This is a genomic window from Micromonospora sp. L31, from assembly GCF_052068075.1.
In the GTDB taxonomy this organism is placed as follows: Bacteria; Actinomycetota; Actinomycetes; order Mycobacteriales; family Micromonosporaceae; genus Micromonospora; species Micromonospora purpureochromogenes.
Window position 1 is genome coordinate 348,516 of the sequence record NZ_JBQHDC010000004.1, and the last position, 19,029, is coordinate 367,544.

15 protein-coding genes are annotated in these 19,029 nt (G+C 70.7%); 7 read left to right on the forward strand and 8 right to left on the reverse strand.

Translation table 11 applies throughout. From position 1 onward, the window contains the following. Positions 1 to 22: 22 nt before the first annotated feature. A complete protein-coding gene (locus ACTMS9_RS14345; RefSeq protein ID WP_441146501.1) occupies positions 23 to 856 on the reverse strand; it encodes an MIP/aquaporin family protein in 834 nt (277 codons plus the stop codon). A gap of 193 nt (positions 857 to 1,049) precedes the next feature. Here ACTMS9_RS14345 and ACTMS9_RS14350 point away from each other — a divergent pair, with 193 nt between their 5' ends. After that, positions 1,050 to 1,817 carry an IclR family transcriptional regulator gene (locus ACTMS9_RS14350; RefSeq protein ID WP_441165163.1) on the forward strand — a complete coding sequence of 256 codons (768 nt, stop codon included), beginning with the start codon at positions 1,050 to 1,052 and terminating at the stop codon, positions 1,815 to 1,817. Positions 1,818 to 1,857: 40 nt separating this feature from the next. Further along, positions 1,858 to 3,381, forward strand: coding sequence for a glycerol kinase GlpK (glpK, locus tag ACTMS9_RS14355; protein ID WP_441146505.1), 1,524 nt, complete (start codon positions 1,858 to 1,860; stop codon positions 3,379 to 3,381). Positions 3,382 to 3,431: 50 nt separating this feature from the next. Here the strand turns inward: glpK and ACTMS9_RS14360 are convergent, their stop codons facing one another. Then, positions 3,432 to 4,760, reverse strand: a complete 1,329-nt coding sequence (locus ACTMS9_RS14360; protein WP_441165164.1) for an RICIN domain-containing protein — start codon at positions 4,758 to 4,760, stop codon at positions 3,432 to 3,434. 1,313 nt (positions 4,761 to 6,073) lie between these two features. On the opposite strand from ACTMS9_RS14360, the gene ACTMS9_RS14365 reads away from it, so the two are divergent. Further along, entirely contained in the window at positions 6,074 to 7,273 is a 1,200-nt protein-coding gene (locus ACTMS9_RS14365; RefSeq protein WP_441165165.1) for an SMI1/KNR4 family protein, read from the forward strand. Between the two features lie 144 nt (positions 7,274 to 7,417). On the opposite strand, the gene ACTMS9_RS14370 is transcribed toward ACTMS9_RS14365, so the two are convergent. From ACTMS9_RS14370 to ACTMS9_RS14385, 4 genes are all read right to left on the reverse strand, one after another. Next, entirely contained in the window at positions 7,418 to 8,581 is a 1,164-nt protein-coding gene (locus tag ACTMS9_RS14370) for a type III PLP-dependent enzyme (protein WP_441165166.1), read from the reverse strand. Then, positions 8,578 to 10,272: an IucA/IucC family protein gene (locus ACTMS9_RS14375; RefSeq protein ID WP_441165167.1), complete on the reverse strand. Its 1,695-nt coding sequence runs from the start codon at positions 10,270 to 10,272 to the stop codon at positions 8,578 to 8,580. Before ACTMS9_RS14375 ends, ACTMS9_RS14370 begins: the two co-directional genes overlap by 4 nt. Before the next feature lie 143 nt (positions 10,273 to 10,415). Next, positions 10,416 to 12,071 (reverse strand): IucA/IucC family protein, encoded by a 1,656-nt coding sequence (locus ACTMS9_RS14380; protein WP_441146514.1) that lies wholly within the window; start codon positions 12,069 to 12,071, stop codon positions 10,416 to 10,418. Continuing rightward, positions 12,068 to 13,267: an ATP-grasp domain-containing protein gene (locus ACTMS9_RS14385; protein ID WP_441165168.1), complete on the reverse strand. Its 1,200-nt coding sequence runs from the start codon at positions 13,265 to 13,267 to the stop codon at positions 12,068 to 12,070. Before ACTMS9_RS14385 ends, ACTMS9_RS14380 begins: the two co-directional genes overlap by 4 nt. 957 nt (positions 13,268 to 14,224) lie before the next feature. Here ACTMS9_RS14385 and ACTMS9_RS14390 point away from each other — a divergent pair. Genes ACTMS9_RS14390 through ACTMS9_RS14400 form a run of 3 tightly spaced genes read left to right on the forward strand, consistent with a single transcriptional unit; the run spans position 14,225 to position 16,527 of the window. Beyond that, positions 14,225 to 15,211 (forward strand): serine hydrolase domain-containing protein, encoded by a 987-nt coding sequence (locus ACTMS9_RS14390; RefSeq protein ID WP_441165169.1) that lies wholly within the window; start codon positions 14,225 to 14,227, stop codon positions 15,209 to 15,211. A 32-nt stretch (positions 15,212 to 15,243) separates the two neighbouring features. Beyond that, positions 15,244 to 15,528, forward strand: a complete 285-nt coding sequence (locus ACTMS9_RS14395) for a hypothetical protein (RefSeq protein WP_441146520.1) — start codon at positions 15,244 to 15,246, stop codon at positions 15,526 to 15,528. Between the two features lie 6 nt (positions 15,529 to 15,534). Continuing rightward, entirely contained in the window at positions 15,535 to 16,527 is a 993-nt protein-coding gene (locus tag ACTMS9_RS14400; protein ID WP_441165170.1) for a DUF1152 domain-containing protein, read from the forward strand. A gap of 84 nt (positions 16,528 to 16,611) precedes the next feature. Here the strand turns inward: ACTMS9_RS14400 and ACTMS9_RS14405 are convergent, their stop codons facing one another. Further along, positions 16,612 to 17,463, reverse strand: coding sequence for an ATP-grasp domain-containing protein (locus ACTMS9_RS14405; protein ID WP_441165171.1), 852 nt, complete (start codon positions 17,461 to 17,463; stop codon positions 16,612 to 16,614). 286 nt (positions 17,464 to 17,749) lie between these two features. Next, positions 17,750 to 18,766: a hypothetical protein gene (locus ACTMS9_RS14410; protein ID WP_441165172.1), complete on the reverse strand. Its 1,017-nt coding sequence runs from the start codon at positions 18,764 to 18,766 to the stop codon at positions 17,750 to 17,752. A gap of 26 nt (positions 18,767 to 18,792) precedes the next feature. On the opposite strand from ACTMS9_RS14410, the gene ACTMS9_RS14415 reads away from it, so the two are divergent. Then, entirely contained in the window at positions 18,793 to 18,978 is a 186-nt protein-coding gene (locus ACTMS9_RS14415; RefSeq protein WP_441146526.1) for a hypothetical protein, read from the forward strand. The last annotated feature ends 51 nt before the right edge of the window (positions 18,979 to 19,029 follow it).

Consider the following 19,029-nt stretch of genomic DNA (forward strand, 5'->3'; position numbering starts at 1 on the left):
GTGAGGATTCAGGTCGGCGATGTCAGACGCGGGCGAGCTCGTCCTCGGCCGCGGCCTTCTCGGTGGCCAGGGCGCCCGGCTCCAGCTCGTCCTCGCTGGGCAGGAAGCGGCCGATGATCAGCTCGTAGAGGCCGGCGCCGATGACGCCACCGACGAGCGGACCGACGATGGGCACCCAGAAGTACGGATATCCGCTGGTGTCCTGGAAGGCCGTTTCGTAACCGGTCAGGAACGAGGCGAGGCGGGGGCCGAAGTCGCGGGCGGGGTTGATGGCGTAGCCGGCGTTGACGGCGAAGGCCATGCCGATCGCCACCACGATCAGGCCGACGATCAGCGGGGCGAGGTTGCCGGCGGGCAGCGAGTTACGCGCGTCGGTGACCGCCAGGACGAGGAACAGCAGGATGGCCGTACCGATGATCTGGTCGCGCAGCGCGCCCCACTCGGTCACACCGGCGCCCGGCAGGGTGGAGAAGACGCCCTGGCTCTTGCTGGTCAGGCCCGGGTCGAACCGGGACAGCACCTCGCTGTAGTTCCAGCGGATGATCAGGGCCGCGACGAACGCGCCGGCGGTCTGGGCCAGCGCGTACGGCATCACCTTGCGCCAGGAGAAGCCCTTGAAGACCGCCAGGGCGAGGGTGACCGCGGGGTTGAGGTGCGCGCCGCTGATCCGGCCCGCCACGTACACGCCGAGCGTGACGCCGAGGCCCCAGGCCCAGGCGATGCTGTCGAACTCTCCGGTCCCCGCTGCGGCCACCTGGGCGACCACGCCCACGCCGAACAGGATGAGGATCGCGGTGCCGGCGAACTCGGCGGCCAACTCGCCGACGAGCCCGGGGACTTTCAACCGTTGCGCCATGGGTGCCTCCAGAGGTGGTGGGGGGTGACGGCTTTCTCCGTTCGGGGGAAGCGGAGGGCCGGTCGGTTACGCCGAGGCGTCGGACGTCACCGTGTGGTGAACCGTAGGAAACCCGCGAGACCAGGTCAACGAACCCCGGTCGACAATGTCGAACACTGTTGCGGCGGCCGAAATGCCGTTAGCATTCCGGCCCATGCCGGGTCAGGTGCAGTCCATCGCGCGGGCCGCGGCGATCCTCCGCCTGCTCGCCAGCAGCTCCGGCCGGCTCGGCATCGGGGAGATCGCCCGGTCCCTCGACCTGCCCAAAGGCACCGCGCACGGCATCGTCCGCACCCTGCAGGACGTCGGCTTCGTGGAGCAGGACAAGACCTCCGGCAAGTACCAGCTCGGGGCGGCGCTACTGCACCTGGGCACCAGCTACCTCGACGTCAACGAACTGCGCTCACGCTCGATCAACTGGGCCGACCCGCTGGCCGCGCGCAGCGGCGAGGCCGTCCGCATCGGCACCCTGCTGGACGGCAAGGTGCTGGTGGTCCACCACGTCTTCCGACCCGACGACACCCTCCAGACCCTCGACGTCGGGTCCCTGCTCCCCCCGCACGCCACCGCGCTCGGCAAGGTCCTGCTCGCCTACGACGTCGGCGCCGCCAACACCGTCATGCAGGGCGAACCTGAGCCGTACACCCGGCGCACCGTGGTCACCGCCCGGACCCTCAGCCAGGCCCTGACCAAGATCCGGGAAAACGGCTGGGGCGCCGAGATCGAGGAGATGACCCTCGGCGAGGCCGGTATCGCCGCACCCATCCGCGGCTACGGCGGCCTCGTCGTGGGCGCGATCGGGCTCTCCGGCCCGGTCGACCGCGTCTGCGACGGGCAGGGCCAACCCCGCCCGACGCTCGTCGCGTACGTCCGCGACGCCGCCCGCGCAGTGTCCCGGGATCTCGGCGCCGCACGCTGGTGATCCGTCCACCTGCTCCCCGCCAGGCCAGAGAGGACGAGGAATGACTGACAGCTACGTCGTCTCCATCGACCAGGGCACCACCTCGACCCGCTGCATCGTGTTCGACCGCCGGGGCAACCTCGTCTCGGTGGCGCAGCGGGAGCACCAACAGCACTTCCCCCGGCCCGGCTGGGTGGAACACGACGCGCTGGAGATCTGGCGCAACGTCGGAAAGGTGGTGCCGAGGGCCCTCGCCGAGGCCGGCATCGTCGCCGGCCAGATCGCCGCGATCGGCATCGCCAACCAGCGGGAGAGCACGGTGGTGTGGGACCGACGCACCGGCGTCCCGGTGGCGCCGGCGATCATCTGGCAGGACACCCGCACCGACGCGCTGGTGGAGAAGCTGGCCCAGGCGCCCGGCGCCGAGGACGTCCGGCAGCGCTGCGGGCTGCCCCTGACCACGTACTTCTCCGGCCCGAAGCTGCGCTGGCTGCTCGACCACACGCCCGGGCTCTACGAGCGCGCCGACCGCGGCGAGGTGCTCTTCGGGACGATGGAGAGCTGGTTGATCTGGAACCTCACCGGCGGCCCCGACGGCGGTCTGCACCTGACCGACGTGACCAACGCCAGCCGCACCATGCTGATGGACCTGCGCACGCTCGCTTGGCACCCGGACCTGCTGGCCTTCTTCGACATCCCGGCCGCCATGCTGCCCGAGATCCGCTCCTCGTCCGAGGTGTACGGCACCGCGACCGCCGTCCTGCCCGGCGTGCGGATCGCGGCGGCGCTCGGCGACCAGCAGGCCGCCCTGTTCGGCCAGACCTGTTTCGCGCCGGGCGACGCCAAGTGCACCTACGGCACGGGCAGCTTCCTGCTGCTCAACACCGGCACGGAACCGGTGCACTCCAGCCACGGGCTGCTCACCACCGTCGGCTACCAGATCGGCGGCCAGCCGGCGGTCTACGCCCTCGAAGGCTCCATCGCGATCACCGGCTCCCTGGTGCAGTGGTTCCGCGACCGGCTGGAGCTGATCAGTACCGCGCCGGAGATCGAGACCCTCGCCCGCACCGTGGACGACAACGGGGGCTGCTACATCGTGCCGGCCTTCTCCGGGCTGTTCGCGCCGCACTGGCGCAGCGAGGCGCGCGGGCTGATCGTCGGGCTCACGTCGTACATCACCAAGGGGCACCTCGCCCGCGCGGTGCTGGAGGCCACCGGCTGGCAGACCCGCGAGGTGGTCGACGCGATGAACGCCGACTCCGGCCTGGCGCTGACGGCGCTGCGGGTGGACGGCGGGATGACCGCCAACAACCTGCTGATGCAGTTCGTCGCCGACGTGCTCGCGGTGCCGGTGGTGCGCCCGATGGTCGCCGAGACGGTCTCCCTCGGCGCCGCGTACGCCGCCGGGCTGGCGGTCGGCTACTGGCCCGACCTGGAGGGACTGCGCAGCAACTGGCACCTCGCCTCCCGGTGGGTGCCCCAGATGGACGACGCCGTCCGGGCCGAGGAGCGGGACAACTGGCAGCGCGCGGTCGAGCGCACCTTCGACTGGATCAAGCCTGGGGCCCGAACCGGCAACGGATGACCATCACCGCGCAGATCTCCACCTGGGGCCCGATCGCCGAGCCTCGTTGCTCACCAGTACGTGTTGAGCTCCCGGATCAGGTCCCAGGTCGCTCCACCCTCAGGCTTCTGGTAGAAGTCCACCGCGACGTAGTTGGGCTTGCGTCGCGCCGATGGGCCACAGATGTGCCGCACCCGGTCCGACAGCTTCGCGCCGTTGTCGGCGGTGGCCGCCCACTCGGTCGGGATGTTGCGGTAGTGGTTCATCACGTGCAACCGCCGGAATCCCGGTTCCTCCTTCGGCAGCGGGACCTCGTGCCACCGGCTGTAGCAGTCCAGCGCGCCGCCACCCTCCAGGGACCAGTAGTTCTCGGCGGTCCAGTCCCGGTCATACATCACGCCGAAGCCGTCCCGCCCCGGACGCTGGGAGAAGATGAGCAGCCGGCGGTTGCTCGACACCAGGTCGGACAGGCGCGGCCAACCGTGGTCGCGGACGCCGGACCGGTCCGGATAAAAGAGCAGGCCCGGGAGGCCGGGCACCCGCTCGACGGCCGAGCGCAGCTGGTCCACGCTCGTGTAGTCCTCGAGGAAGACGGTGACCACAGCGTCCCGGTTTCCGTCGAGAAAGCCCACCACATCCCGCAGTCCGTCGCTCAGCGTCCGCTCGTTGCCCCAGCACGTCCCGTGACACATCCGCACGTCGCCGCGGTAGGCGTGCACGTCCAGTTGCAGCCCTCGGATGCCGTGGTAGAGCTGGTCGCGCAGCCGGTACGACTGGTTCGGAAAGCGCCCCCAGAACCCCTCGTCGCTGTTGGCCATCGCGTTGTGCGCCACGAGGAAGCTCAGCTGGTCCAAGCGGGGATCGGCGGGCATCGCGCGGCGCGGCACCGCCAGGTCGGTGAGGTACCACTGCGCGCCGGTCTCACCATTGACGCTCACCACTAGTTCCCGCCCGTTCGTCGGCACCTCGTTCCACACGTGCAGGTGCAGATCCCCGGCCGGGTTCGTGATCCGGTAGCGCTCGCCGCCCAGCGCCTGGAAGGCCCAGTCGGTCAGCCCGTCGGCGCAGCGGCGCAGGACGACCCGAGCCAGGTCGCCGTCGTGCTCCCGGCCAAGGCAGAACGCCGGGTCGGTGACGGCTTCGATCTGGTGATGGCTGCCGGCCCGGCGCAGGCGCCACCGCTGGGCACCGGAGCCGTTGTACGTCCACTCCTGGATCTTCCGGCCGTCCCGCATCTCGCCGCGGTCGACGTCGACCATGCGCCCGTTCGGCACGCTCTGGATCGTCAACGGCCCGGCGATGTGCGGGTCGTCCGACGCCGCCGAGGCCACCCCGGGCACCGCGTTCAGCCCGGCGGCACCGACCACTCCCACCAGCAGACCCGCCAGTGCCCTGCGCATGCGCCCTCCACCCGGCCAGCCACCGCACCCCCGGCCCCGGTGGGGCGGCGTGAGACATCGGGGTATCGGAGCATATCCATGTAGGAGGTCGCCCGGAAGAGGGAGCTCGGATGTCGGCTCCGCCCGGATCGCCGCGCTGTGCCCGGAACCGCCAGGCGGGACCGAGGGCCGACCGCCCGGCCCTGCCAGGCGGCACCCCGGTCCACGGGCATCGTGAGGTAGCCACGGCTGTCCTCTGAGGACTGTCGGTACCGGGGGTGACTTCGACTGACTGGCACGTCGTGGTACGACAACACCCATCACCTGGGCGTGGCCCTGGCCGGTGACGGCACCGTCGCGGGCGAGCTGCGCGTCACGGCTGGCACTGGTTCGTCAAGTGGACATGGAGTGATCAATCGACCGGGGCGAAGGCGGCCCTGATGCTCCTGGCGACGCTGGGCGTTTGCTTGGTGTACCTGGTCCTGGCCGGCACCGTCCTAGCGGCTTAGGGCCAGCGGCTGCCCCCGGCGGGCGTCTCCGGCGGAGGACCGCACCCGCCGGACCCCGGACGCCCGCCGCTACCGAATCGCGGCGAGGAAGATGAACGCCGCGAGCAGCGCCAGGTGCACCCCGGCCTGGCGCACGACCGCCCGAGCCCGCGATCAGCACACCGGTCACGGCGGTGTGCGCGAGCAGCGTCAGCCGGGGTTCCACCAGCTCGGGCCCTGTCCCAGACGCTGCTCCGCGCCGATGTCGCGAGTTTGATCACGGGGTGAGGTGCAACCCGTGGCGCCGTCGGTTGACTACTTCGGTCTTCCCGAGGAGTTCACCGACCACAAGGGGGCCGGTAAACACGTTTCTCGTCAGTTGAGGCTTCAACGGCTGGACCCTGGACCCGCGAGGACCGTCCGCTAATCGATCCCCAATGAGTTGCACGGAACGGCTAGGGCCGCGCCCAACACATCGAGGTAGGTTAATTCGTGGGCAGCGTGGCTCCGGGGGAAAACAGCACCATGATGATGCCGGCATCGCGGGCGCCCCGACCAGCAGGCGGTGCAGGGCCGGTGCGCGTGGCTCACAGCGAGCCGCCCAAAGGGGTGGTGGTTCCGTGATACTCACCTTCACCACGATCCCTGAGCGGCTGGAGGCCACCGTTGCCCTCAATCCATGATTTCGCTACTTGGGAGCCGCTGCTGAGGCTCTTGCGGGCGGGTAACGCGCAGGGCCTCGCCGTCCCCGGCGGCTACCTGGCGGGACAGATCGGCCACCGTGCGTGGAGTCTGCCACTGCCGCCGCGGTTCCCGCCGCCGGGTCGAGCCTTCCAGGTCGAGGACATGCAGGACGAGGTCGACGCGGTGGAGCGGGTGCAGAGCGCGCTGGCCGACGTTGGTCTCGACAGCATCTCGTTCGTGGTGGAGATGTCGGCGACCGGGCGAACCGTGCTCTACCTGCTCACTTTCGGCCCGGCTGTAGAGGCCGGCATCGGGCCGTACCCGGGTTCGCTCCTCCTGGTCGAGGGCGCCGTCCCAGAGCCCTGGCGCCGCTCTCCCAATCTGGTGCCCGGGGCGGTGCCGGCCCCGTCAGTGGATCCCGCGTTGCTGGAGCAGACGCTCCGCGAGCGGATCCCCGGCGCCACCGGCGCTACCGAGGCGGAGATCGCTGCTGCGGAAGCTCGCCTCGGCGTTGCGCTGCCCGACGAGCTCAAGGCGCTCTACCGGGTGACGCGGGGGCGGTGGCAGGACTGGGGTGACGACTATGCGGCAGCGGAGCGCGTCGCGCGTGCGGTCGGCTGCGAACTCTTCCCGCTCGACGAGCTGTACATCGCCGATGCGCCATCCCGTCCGTGCCCGTGGCGGTTCGCGGCAACAGCGGCGGTCGTCACCCCGCCCGACGCCGCGGTGCAGGGGGTGGTCGGCTCGCCCGGCTGGATCGCCTTCGGCGACAACGGCGGCGGCGACCGGATCGCCGTCGACCTCACACCGGGCCCGCGCGGACACGTGGGGCAGATCATCATGCTCGACCACGAGCAGAACATCGGCGCCAGCCTGCTCGCCGACTCCCTCACCGACCTGGTAATGCACCGGCGCAGCAACGGGCACGCCAGCCACCGCGGGGACCAGCCGCCGGCCGTGGCCAGGGTCAACATCCGGAGCCTGACAAGCGTCCAGGCCGCCGCCCATCCCAGGCTGGAGGTCCTGAGCATCGGCGTCTGGGACGGTGAGCCGCTCAGCCTCAGCCCCATCACCAGGCTGCCCCGCCTGCGGACGCTCACCGCCTACCCCGGCACGCTCGCCGACCCCTTCGAGATCGCCAAGCTGAGCGGGCTGGAGTATTTGGAACTCGGGCCCGAGGAGTGGCACGTTCTCCTCGATGCCGGCGCCGTCCCGCGCAGCCTGTCTGCGGCGGCCATCGAGGCGCACGGCAACCGACACCCACTCCCGATCGTGGCCATCGCCAACGAACTCCTCGCCCTCTGGGACCGCCCCCCGATCACCCAGACCATCCTCGAACACCAACTCGACCCCGAAAGGTGATCAACGGTAATGGCCGGCGGATTCGAGGGCTGAAGGAGGCCCGGACCCAAGATGGATGCTCGGACAGCGCGCTCATCGACGACGCGACCTTCGAGCAGGCCCAAGCGATCCTGCCAGGCGCACAGCCTCGCGTTCGGCAACGGTTCACCGGACCGGGTCGAGGTATCGCACCACGGGCGGCTGGTGCATGAGGAAGTTCTGGTGGCTGATGTTCCAGGCGTAGGCGCCGGCCATGGCGAAGACGACCACATCGCCGATCGCGAGGCGGACCGGGGCACGTCGGGCGAGGACGTCCTTGGGCGTGCACAGTTGGCCGACAACGGTGACCGGGCCGCCGTCGGTGGCGGGGCTGGCGCCGTCGATGGGTAGAACGACGAAGGGCTGGTCGTGGCCCTTGGCAGCGGGAGTACGCAGGTGGTGGGTGCCGCCGGCGACGACGGCGAACCACTCGCCCCGGCTGCGTTTCACGTCGAGCACGCGCGTGGCGTACCAGCCGGAGTAGGCGGCGACTGCCCGGCCGGGCTCGATCCGCAGGGTGAGCGTGGGATGCGCGGCGAGGAGCGGGCGCAGCGCGCTGCCGTAGGCCGACCAGTCGAATCGGGTGTCCGGCTCCGTGTAGTCGACGGCCATGCCGCCGCCGACGTTGACCTCGGCGGCGGTCGGGTCGTTTCGGGCGGCGAAGCGCAGTGCCCAGTCGACGATCCCGTTGGCGGTGGCGGCCGCGTCGGCGGCGGTCAGTCCGCTGGCGAGATGCGCGTGTACCCCACGCAATTGCAGCCCGGGCAGGTGGTGCAGCTGGCGGACGCAGTCGTCGGCGTCGGTGGGGTCCATGCCGAACGGCGACGGCGCTCCGCCCATGACCAGGGCCGCGCCATCGCGGGCGGTGATGGGCAGGTTCACCCGCAGCAGTACGTCCGCGACGCGTCCGGCCGCCCGGGCGAGTCCGTCGAGGCGGTGCAGTTCCTGCGGGCTCTCGACGTGGAAGCGGTGCACACCGGCGGCGAGTGCGGCGCTGATCTCCGTGTCGGTCTTGCCCGGGCCGCCGAACGCCGCGACCGGAACGCCGGGCAGGGCGCTGGTCAGGTGGGCCAGTTCGCCGCCGCTGGCGACCTCGATGCCAGTGGTGTGCTGGGCGATGACGGCGAGCAGCCTTTCGTCGGGGTTGGCTTTCATCGCGTACAGCAGCTCGACCCGCTTGGGCAGGGCGACGCGGATGGATGCCAGGTGGGTGTCGAGGTGGGCCAGGTCGTACAGGTACGTGGGGCCGTCGACGGCGGTGGCGGCGGCGCGCACGGTGGGGGTGATCATCGGGGCTCCAGTGGAGCGGCGAGCGGGTTGGGGAAGGGAAGGTACCCGCAGTGTCGGTCGGCGCGGCGTTGCCAGCGCAGCAGCAGGTTCGCCTTGGCCGGTAGCGGTACGCCGGCCAGCAGAGCACGCAGTGGCGGCGGCGCGCCGAGGTCGGCGGCGGTGGTGGCGACGATGTCTCGGGCGATCTCCCACAGCAGCGGCTCGATGCCGGGTCGGGTGTCGGCGAGGGCTCCGGCCAGCTCGGTGAGGTGGTTGACGAACAGGCAGTACGCCACCCGGTGCCAGGCGCGTTCCGGATCGTAGCCGACGGCGGTGGCCACCTGTGGCGGCAGCGTGGCGAGCGTCGCCGCGTGCCGGTCGGTGACGAGTTTGGTGCCTTCGAGGTCGCGCAGCAGGACGCGGACCGGCCGGCCGGTGGCGTCGACGACGACGAGCACGTTCTGCAGATGAGGTTCGAGTACGACGCCGTGCTCGGCCCACAGTCGCAGCACGGTCGGTACGAGCAGCGTCAGGTAGGCGTGCCACCAGCCGGCCGGGTCGCCCTGACCCAGCACCGCGCCGACGCCCGTGCGCAGGTCGGCGGTGGCCAGCGCGCCGGCCAGCAGGGGCGTCTGCCCGGGCTGAAGATGCCGGCGGAGGCCGGTGCGCACGATGACGCCGAGCGCCTCGGCCGTGTCGGTGTCGAGACCGACGGTGCGGTACGCCGGTTCCGGCAGCAGCGCGAACGTGTCCGGAAGGCCGGCGGCGCACCGGGCAGCCAGCGGTGCGAGCAGCCGGGTCAGGTGAACCGCGCCGGACAGTTCATAGCGGGAGTTCTTGCGCAGGCAGTTGGTGATCCGTACGTGCAGGCTGGTCTTGACGAAGACATCGGCGTCCGGGGCGTACAGGGTCCGGACGCTCGCGGTCGGCACGACGGGTGGGCCGGCCTCGCCGAGGTCGACCAGGGTGCGGTCGGCCAGTGCGCGGGCGACTCGGGGGGCGATCTCGGCACGGGTCAGCATTCGCCACTGCCAGGGGTGAACCGGCAGCGCGAGGTGGCCGGGTGGCAGCTCGGGTGGCGTGAGCCGCAGGTGCGCGTCGAAGCCGGCGCCGTCGGCGCTGTCCTCCTCGACGAGTTCCCGTGGCACGCCGAGCCAGCGCATCGGGAACGCGGCGCGGAGTTCCGGGGCGTAGGTGTCCCAGGCGTCCTCGTCGCCGGTGCGCCACTTCGGCGCGGGGTGGCGCGGGTGGCCGTACACGAGGGCCTGTTCCGAGGCGACGTAACGGGCGATTGCCGGGTCCGCGATGCGGTGCGGGTCGTCGACCGGCCGCTGGCGCAGTACCCGGGCGAGAGCGTCGCGGCTAATGGTGACCTGGGTGATGAACTCCTCGTTGGGCACTCCCGTGCGCCGCTCGAGCTCGGCGGCGACGAGGGCGGCCAGCGCCGGCGTGTCGATGGCCTGCCAGCCCTCGGCGGTGAGCTGGTGCACCGGGCCCGTGAAGCGGTGAGCTCCGACGACCGAGCGACGGGCGACCCGGACTCGGAGCAACTCGCCCCGGCACGGGAGGTGGACCATCATCTGCCCGTCGTCGGTGAGCGCGAGTTGCCCCTCGGGACCGGCGACTTCGCGGGTGAGACAGCCGAGCAGGGTATGGCTGGCGGCCTCGTCGGCCAGCACCACTGGGCCGTCCATCGTGGGTGTTGACGTCATGACCGCTCCAGGAGAGGCGACCTCGGAAAGCAGGATGCCGGCCGTTGTCGCAATTGCACCGCCGAGCGCGGTCGGCGCTGTCGGACCGCGAGCAGGAAGGCGATCCGGCCCGCGGCGACAACGCCGCTGGCTTGAAGGTACGGTCACCGCCGCGCCCCGGCCAGGTAGTTGGGTCCGGTACGCCGGTAGTACTTGTTGATGTCGGCGCAGCCCAGGCGCTGCTTGGGAAGCAGTGTGCCGGCGGTGACCATTGCCTTGATCGGCAGTCGCGGGGCTTGCAGGACGTGCTCGACGAGCAGCCTGGCGGCAGCCACGCTGCCCGGGTCGGCCGGATCTGTCCACCGGTCCAGCGCGGTCAGCAGTCGCGATCTCAGGGCGGTCGCCGGATCGGCGACGTCCATGCCGCGTTCCCGCAGCGCGTACAGGGGTGCCGCCGCGCACAGGTGCAGGGTGATGGTGGTGAACATGTCCGCCAGCTCGATCGGGTCACTGACGGCGATCCGACGGTCGGCGAAGGCGTCCGCGGTGAGCGGCTGCCCCAAGGCGGAGGCCAGCCGCGGAAGGTCGATGCGTGCGGCGTCGTTGTCCTTGTACAGCAGCGACACGCCACCGTCGGCGGCGATCACGAGGCTGATGTTCTGTTGATGCGCCTCCAGCGCCACGCCGTAGCCCAGCCAGAGCGCGACGTGCCAGTCGATGAGCAGGTCGAGATAGGCGTCCAGGACGCCGGCCGGTAGCAGCGCGGCGAGCGGGCCGGCCGGGCCGTCGGCAGTGAGTGCGGCGACCGGCAGCACCGTTGCGTCAGCGGGATGCGACGGATACCGCCGCAGCAGCCAGGCGAGGTTCTCGTCGCCGGCATGCCCGTAGCTGGACTCGTCCGCGTGCCGGATCCGCCCGCTGAAGGACGGCTCCCGCGCGGCAATCTCCTCCAGCAACCGCTGAGCGGCGGCCCCGTCGGCGAGCGTGCCGGGTGCGATGGTGCGTCTGTTACGGGCGCCGAGAGTAGCCGTCGGTAGCGGCAGCTTGAGGTGCGCGGTGGGGTCGGCGAGCACCGCCACGGTGCGCATGGACAGGGTCGGCGTGACGTCCAGGTACGGCTCGGGTGCCAGCGGCAGGTCCAGTCGCGCGGCGGTCAGCGGGTGCACCGGCAGCAACGGGCCGGCGTCGTCGGCTAGTCCCACCATGGCCGGCGTGGGCCACCAGTCGGGCAAGGTACCGATCACGGTCGCACTGGGCACTGCGGCCCACCGCAGCGCGAAGCGCGGAGCGAACTCCGGCGCGTACGCGCGCAGTTCCTCATGGCTCAGCCCATGGCGGCAGCGGCTGGTCGGGTGCACGGGGTGATCGGTGTGCGCGGCGAGCGCCTCCACCAGCAGGCTGCCGTGCGGGCCCTGCGGTAGCTGGTCGCCTACTGCCTGCCGCAGTGACGCGACGACGACGGCCGCCAACCGGCGGGCGGCGAGATCACGTTGGCATTCGTCGGTGAACGCGGCCCAGCCGGCCTCGGCTTCCTCGTCATCAGGTGGGGAAAGGGCCGCGAGGACGGCCGACAACCGGTCGAGCGTGACGTCGCCGTCGGGGCGGCGCACCCGCAGCGACGCGGCGGCGACCCGCAGATCGGCGAGGAAACCGTCCGGGCGTACCGCGAGGAGCAGGCTCGCGCCCGGCGCCGGCAGGTCGGGCACCTCCCAGCAGCCCTCGCCGGCCATCCGACCCCGGCTGCTCAGGCCGAGGTGGTCCTCGCGCAGCAGCGCGTCGAGGACCCGCGCTATGACCTGCCGTTCGTACCGATCGCTCATGCGATCACCCAGCGGTGGGCCGCCCGGAACTCCGCGATGGCCGCGTCGACCGCGCACCGGTCCGGCCCGATCGCCTCGACCGCCGCCAGATAGTCGCGGTTCGTGCCGCGCAGCGGTGCGTTGGTACCCACGGTACGAAGCGGACGGGCGCTCAGCCGCACCTCCCCGACGGTGAGGTCGACGCGGCCGGGCGCCTCGCGCAGAGTTCCGGCACGGTCGGCGCAGACGTACTCCACGGCGGCGTGCCGTGGCACCGCCGCCGGATCGGGCAGCGCCAGTGCGTCGAGCGGCTCGCCGAGATGCAGTCGGATGACGTGCTCAAACAGCGGCACGTCCAGCAGCCGGGCGAGGACGAGATCCATCCGGTCGCCGATCAACCGGTAGTTGACCTCGATAATGCGCGGCCGGCCGTCGCAGAGCACGAACTCGGTGTGGCAGGCGCCCAGCCCCACGCCGAGCGCGCGCAACTGCGCCAGCAACGACTCCCGTACGGCCGGGTGGAGAGCCGGCGACCAGTCCAGCCGCCGCTCCACGAACGTCGGTGGGGACGCCAGCGTGGTCTGCCAGGACCCGACCACGGCCAGGTCCGCGGCGTCGCCGAGCGTGTCGAAGGTGTACAGCTCGCCGCCGAGGTACTCCTCCACGACGAGCGCGACATCCGGGCGCCGGCGGCGGATCTCCTCGAGGCGGGTGGCCAACTCGTCGGCATCTACGACCAGGTATACGTCCTCACTGGCCACCCCCTGCCGGGGTTTGACCACGGCTGGGTACACCATCGCGGCCGGCGGGCCCTCCCCGGGCGCAAGCACCGCCGCCGCGGTCCGGTCGAGCCCGCAGTCGGCCAGCGCCCTCCGGGTCAGCGCCTTGTCCTTGCAGCGCAGCGCGGCTCGCCAGTCCTTGCCCGGTAACCCGAGAAAGTGGGCGGCCTGGGCGGTGGGCACCTGGAGGTGATCACTGTTGGTGAGCAGGCCGGTCGCAGGACCGGCACGGTGCACCGCGTCGATCACCTCGCGCCCGTCCCGGACCGCGCAGGCGACCACCGCCTCGGGAGGGTACGGATGGTCCGAGTATGCGGCGATGTGCGGGTCGGGTTGGTCGGTGAGGATCACGACCGGTAGCCCCAGCCGCGCGGCGGCCGGCAGGAACCCTTCGGTGACCGCATCGGTCGCATTCAGCGCAGTGAGGAACAGCAACACCAACCCCGTGTCGATTAGGTTAGGGCTACCTAACATCGAGGACCGTGGTGCCGTCAAGCGTGAGTGACGGAGAGCCACGAGGCGCCCCCCACTCCCCCCAGGCGAACGCGACAGGCCTCGGGCTGCGGGTGGCCGCCCCGGACCAGCGCAGCAGCTCTGCGGGCAGGGCACCGGGGATCAGCGAATCCCTGGCACCCGGCGCCTGCAGCCCGCAACGAGTCTGCGGACCGACGCTTTTCAGCGGCGGCATCGACACCCCGCTACTGCGCGGCGCCGTGGGCCCGAACGCAAAGGAGGCGCCATCCGTGCTGCCGGGCGCGCTGCACCCGGTGGGACGGATCGGGCAGGCGGATGAGCTCGCCGCATTCGCGGCCTTCCTGCATGGACGACTCCCAGCGGCGGAGTGCGCCCGGGCCGTCAGCGGTGTGGGCCGGCCGTAAGGACCGGCCCACGCTACTTCGATCACTGCTTGGCGCCGACCCGTTGCGCCATGTGAGCGTGACTCCGCAAGGCTGAAACCCCTCGAGTAAGCGTCGAACGACGCACGATTCCTTGCCTCTTCGAATCGGGCCCAGATATCCATCGGCTTTTCGCAGAACCGGCGCCCCAACTCTTGCAAGGCCCGCCTCGATCGACCCCGGCACCAGGTCAAATGCCCGACATTCCGCCACGCCCGCCGACGACGGAAAGAGGGATCCTGATGCTTGAGTTCATGCTGTCCTGCGACTGCGACAGCGACCTCATCGAGGTGTGGTACGCAAACGGGCCGGCACAGTCCTGGACGTCGACGTCGAGGCTGAGCCAAGAGGTGGCCGTCTCTCGCGACCGAATCATGGCCGCGGCGGGCAGCTGCGGCGGGCCGGGCTGGCCCCTCCCGCTCGGGCCGCTCCAAAGCGGAAACTCCGGTATAACGAGCGTGCAGTTCCGCTGGCCGACATCGCCCTCTCGGAGTGCCCCATGACGACGCAGTTGCGTGCCCGCCTCAGCGAGATACTCCAAGCTGGCCAGGTCAGCGGTCTGCACGCCGTCGCGGCAGTTCGCGGTGGCCAAACCTTGCTGGAGTACTACGGAACCGGCGAGGACTTCGCCTGGGGCGACTCGCTGGGCGTCGTCGAGTTCGGGCCCGAGACGCTGCACGACATCCGGTCAGTCACCAAGAGCGTGACCGCGCTGTTGTACGGCATCGCGCACGGCGAAGGGCTGGTCCCGCCGCCGGCGGAGCCGCTCCTGCGGGGGTTCCCGCAGTACCCCGACCTGGCGGCCGACCCCCAGCGTGCCCGGCTCACCGTCGAGCACGCGCTGACGATGTCGTTGGGCGTGGAATGGCGCGAAGATCTCCCGTACAACAGCCCGGCCAACGCCGAGATCGCGATGGAGCTGGCGCCGGACCGGTACCGGTACATTCTGGAGCGGCCGATCATCGAGCCGCCCGGCGCCCGATGGACCTACTGCGGCGGTGCCACGGCCCTGCTCGGCCGACTGATCGCCGATGGCACCGGGCAGTCGCTGCCGCAGTACGGGCAGGCCGTCCTGTTCGCGCCGCTGGGAATCGACGACTTTGGATGGATGACCGGCGCGGACGGAGTGGCCTCCGCCGCGTCCGGGCTGCGACTCGCGCCCCGCGACCTGGCCAGGCTCGGCGAGCTGATGCTGGCCGAGGGAGCCTGGGACGGTCAGCAAATCGTCCCCGAGGACTGGATCCGCACGATGCTCCAGCCACGCCTGCAGACCAGCTGGGGCGCGCAGTATGGCTACCAGTGGTACATCGAATCCATTGAGGGCCGTCGGCTGGTAGCCGGCATGGGCAACGGCGGGCAGCGCCTGTTCGTCCTGCCCGACCTGGACCTCACCGTGGCCATTACCGCCGGCAACTACGACGACCCCGACCAGTGGCGGACCCCGCTCGGGGTACTGGAGCGGATCATCCTCCCCGCAATGGCCTGACGGCGCCGGGTCCTTCAGTCAGCCGTGTCGGCATGGCAGGCATCTGGGCCAGACGCGACCTGACACATGTGGTTGCTATGCCTCGGACGGCTCACGTCGGCCCGCTGTCGACCGGAATCGGCGTCGGCAACCCAGGCGGTGGCACCTTCCACGCTGTGGTGTTCAAGCACCAGAACGGCCACGCGTTCTCGCTTACCAGCGAGCCGTTCGAGCAGGTGCCGCAGGGCGGCCCAGACCTGACCGCGGACGAGTCCGCGCTGTTGCCGGTCGCGGTGGGCTGCGGTGGCTTGGATAGCACGGGCGTGGCTGATCATTGAGCGGTGATGAACCCTGCCGCGTTGCCGGCCGATCCCGGTGCGTTCTCATTGGCCGTTCCGCCGCTGTTTGCCGCGCTGGCTCCGGCGCGCAGCATCCTCATCGCCGGAGCGGGCGGGGGGTTCGACGTGTACGCCGGGCTGCCCTTGGCGTTCGCCCTGTGGCGCGGCGGCGCACAGGTGCACCTGGCCAGCCTGTCCTTCTCCGAGCTCGAGTTGATCGACCGGGACGCGTGGGTAGCGGAGCACGTCGCGGCGGTGCAGCCGAACACTGGCAGCCCGGACTGGTACTTCCCGGAACGGACGCTCGCCCGGTGGCAGGCGGCTCAGGAGCTGCCGTCGACCGTGTACGCCTTTCCGCCGCTGGGTGTCCAACCGTTACGGGCGGCGTACCGGTACCTGGTCGAGCAACTCAACATCGATGCGGTGGTGCTGGTCGATGGCGGCACCGATGTCCTGCTGCGCGGCGACGAAAGCGATCTCGGCACCCCGGTGGAGGACATCACCAGCCTGGCCGCCGTGGCCGCGCTGGACGTGCCGGTCAAGCTGGTGACCAGTCTCGGCTTCGGCATCGACGCCTACGACGGCGTCAACCACGTCCAGGTGCTGGAGAACCTCGCCGCACTCGACCGCGACGGCGGCTACCTCGGTGCCCTGTCCATCCCCGGTTCCAGCCGGGAGGCGGCGCTGTACCGCGATGCTGTCGCCGACGCCCAGGCCGCCACCCCGGACCGGCCGAGCATCGTCCACGGACAGATCGCCGCCGCCACCAGCGGCGCGTTCGGAGACGTCCGGTTCACCCGGCGCACCGGCGGCGGCGACCTGTTCGTCAACCCGCTGATGGCGATCTACTTCACCGTCGACCTCGACAAACTCGCCGCCCGATGCCTGTACCTCGACCGCATCGAGAACACCATCGGCAGGCGACAGGTCATCACCCGCATCCAAGCGTTCCGCGACGAACTGCTCAGCGCACGCATCCCCCGCGCGTTTCCCCACTGAACGCCCGGACGGCGGCAGATCCCTGCACGGGATCTCATTGAGTGCCGGGTCGGTGGGCGAGCCGCCGGTGGCGCTGTTACGTGGTCAGCGGTCCTCGGTGTTGAGAGCCGCGATCAGGTCGGCAGCCGGGGTGCTGCGTGGCCGGTCGCTGACCTGGCCGTCGCCGATCTCGACGATTCGCCACCGACCATCGTCACGCAGTGCGAAATCCGCCGTCACGAACGGCAGGTCCAAGGCCCGCACCGAAGCTTCCACGGCCGTCAGTTCGAACTCCGCGGCTGGCTGGTGCTCCGGGGTATCCGGGTGCGCGGTGACCAAGCGGCAGGAACCCTCGACCCACCAGGTCCGCACCTCCGCCCCGACGAACGACTCGAACCGGCGCAGCACAAAGCCGCCGGCGTAGTCGTCACCACGCAACTGCCGAAACCGGCTGGCCACCCGCCATGCCGCGTCGCGATCAGCCACGTCCGGGATGAACGACGCCTCATGCCAATAGTGCTTCATCGACTTGCTGTAGTCACGCAGCACTGCCGGGCCGGCGCCGAGGGCCGCGCACGCTTGGAGGAAGTCGCGGCGATCGTCGCCGGAAGTCCAGACCGACTCCGGAGTGTGGCCCGCAAGCGCGGAGTACCAACCAGGAAGCTCATGTGCCCGCCGGTACTGCTCGGGGCTGGTCCGCACGCTCACACCGCGACCCGCGACGGCACGCACCAATGCTGCGTACTGCTCACTTCGCAGCATCCACCCCCGGTAAACCGCATCCGCACCCTCGGGCACCCTGCCGACCGCCGTCCCGTCCGCCTGCCCGCGAACGAAGGCGTCGTGGTCGATCACCGCGACATCGATCCCGGCCTGGCGGGCCGCTTCGGCCTCGTCGGCGAAGTGCTCGTCTGGGCGGCGGGGGCGCAACACATCGGCGGGCACCAGCAACATCATGCAACAACGATCAGCTAAACAGCCGACCACCGCATCCGAGTATCCACCCCGGGCCTGCTCAGCCGGTTGGCGCCCGGCATCACTGCCTACCCACGCTAACGGGTGCGCTGGCGGCAACCCCACCTCACCGCGGCGGATCCGGATGCCGTGGATCCCGGTCAGCGGTGAACTATGCCGGGACGAGTACCGTCCGAACGTGGGGCCTCGGATCTCGGCCAGCAGCCCTTCGTCTGCACGTCGGCACGTGACGGCAGAGATTGCCCGGCTCCGCCGATGGACCCGTCTCTTAAGGAGAATCCGCAGGAAGCAGCTGCGCGCCTGGCGCCGGCGGCGGCACTTCCGCGTCGATCGTCAGGAACAGATTCCGGGTCGCGGGGTCCTCCCCGACCCGAACCGCGGTGATCGGTACCTCGGCGACACCGTCCACCAGCCGCGCCGGTTCCCCGTCTCGGATCTCACCGTCGAGGCGGCCCAGTAGCCGCAGACCCACGCCGTCCGCCCGGGCCTCGACCACCTCGAACCGCCATCGCGGCACCGTTCGGCCCGCCGCTCGCGGCCGATACTCCCGGCTACCCGATCGACTTCGAAAGAACCGGGCACCGAACGCCAGGTCGACCTCCCGCAGCTCGTTCAGCGACGTGTCCTGCATGTGCCGCAGCGCGTGCCGGGCCAGACACATCCGTACGCCGTGCCGGATCACCCACATCCCAGCGCCCCACCCCTCCGCCGGATCCACGAGATCACTGACGAGCGTGTCGACGTTGCCCGTCGCACCCACGGACCGCAATGCCGCCGCAACGACCGTACGGGCATCAGCCGGCACCACCCCGTCGCCCACGAACGGCAACCCCAGCAACAGGCGCTGCTCGCGGCTCAGCACGGGATCGGGCATGTCCGCCAGCGCCCACAGTTCTTTCCAGCACAACCCCGGCCCGTAGAACTCGCCCAACCCGGCGATCCGGACAGCCGACCCGCCGAGATCCGAAGTGACCAGCACGTCGAGCCCGCCATCGTCGGGCATGTTGCGATTGACGATGCGTAACCACCGCCACCACTTGCTATGCGCCGGTGCCAGCCGCACCGACAACACCGGCCACTGCGCCCGGTCCAGCAGCGTCCGCTCCATGTCGGAACGTGCGGACTCGGGTACGTCGAATGCCGCCGACGTGTCATATACCGCCCCGCCCATGTAGGCCAGATACACCGGCCAGAACCCGGGCCGATCAAGCAGCACAGTGCCGCCGACAAGCCGCGCGCCGTCCGGCAGCTCGTACCCTTGGATCGCCAACTCCCCGTCGAACATGGCCGCCATCCTGGCAGAAAGGATCCATGCAGCGGGGCGCACCCACAGCCGAGGGCGAGTACCTGAAGGCGTTCGCCGCTGGGGCCGTGCTGACCGTGCTGGCCACCGCGATGATGCCCGAAGCCCTCAAGGACGGCGGACGGCTGGCCGGACCGCTGACCGTGGCCGGGTTCGCCGCAGCAGGTGCCCTGACCGTGACCGTGGTGGAGTAGACAACGGTGACGGCCGCCGGGTTCACGGTTTGCGGGCTGCTCCGGCGGCCG

Excerpts from the sequence above, each read along its gene's own strand:
- ACTMS9_RS14345 (WP_441146501.1), bottom strand. The coding sequence starts at position 856 with ATGGCGCAACGGTTGAAAGTCCCCGGGCTCGTCGGCGAGTTGGCCGCC.
- ACTMS9_RS14350 (WP_441165163.1), top strand. The coding sequence starts at position 1,050 with ATGCCGGGTCAGGTGCAGTCCATCGCGCGGGCCGCGGCGATCCTCCGC.
- glpK (WP_441146505.1), top strand. The coding sequence starts at position 1,858 with ATGACTGACAGCTACGTCGTCTCCATCGACCAGGGCACCACCTCGACC.
- ACTMS9_RS14360 (WP_441165164.1), bottom strand. The coding sequence starts at position 4,760 with ATGCGCAGGGCACTGGCGGGTCTGCTGGTGGGAGTGGTCGGTGCCGCC.
- ACTMS9_RS14365 (WP_441165165.1), top strand. The coding sequence starts at position 6,074 with ATGCAGGACGAGGTCGACGCGGTGGAGCGGGTGCAGAGCGCGCTGGCC.
- ACTMS9_RS14370 (WP_441165166.1), bottom strand. The coding sequence starts at position 8,581 with ATGATCACCCCCACCGTGCGCGCCGCCGCCACCGCCGTCGACGGCCCC.
- ACTMS9_RS14375 (WP_441165167.1), bottom strand. The coding sequence starts at position 10,272 with ATGACGTCAACACCCACGATGGACGGCCCAGTGGTGCTGGCCGACGAG.
- ACTMS9_RS14380 (WP_441146514.1), bottom strand. The coding sequence starts at position 12,071 with ATGAGCGATCGGTACGAACGGCAGGTCATAGCGCGGGTCCTCGACGCG.
- ACTMS9_RS14390 (WP_441165169.1), top strand. The coding sequence starts at position 14,225 with ATGACGACGCAGTTGCGTGCCCGCCTCAGCGAGATACTCCAAGCTGGC.
- ACTMS9_RS14395 (WP_441146520.1), top strand. The coding sequence starts at position 15,244 with ATGGCAGGCATCTGGGCCAGACGCGACCTGACACATGTGGTTGCTATG.
- ACTMS9_RS14400 (WP_441165170.1), top strand. The coding sequence starts at position 15,535 with ATGAACCCTGCCGCGTTGCCGGCCGATCCCGGTGCGTTCTCATTGGCC.
- ACTMS9_RS14405 (WP_441165171.1), bottom strand. The coding sequence starts at position 17,463 with ATGATGTTGCTGGTGCCCGCCGATGTGTTGCGCCCCCGCCGCCCAGAC.
- ACTMS9_RS14410 (WP_441165172.1), bottom strand. The coding sequence starts at position 18,766 with ATGTTCGACGGGGAGTTGGCGATCCAAGGGTACGAGCTGCCGGACGGC.
- ACTMS9_RS14415 (WP_441146526.1), top strand. The coding sequence starts at position 18,793 with ATGCAGCGGGGCGCACCCACAGCCGAGGGCGAGTACCTGAAGGCGTTC.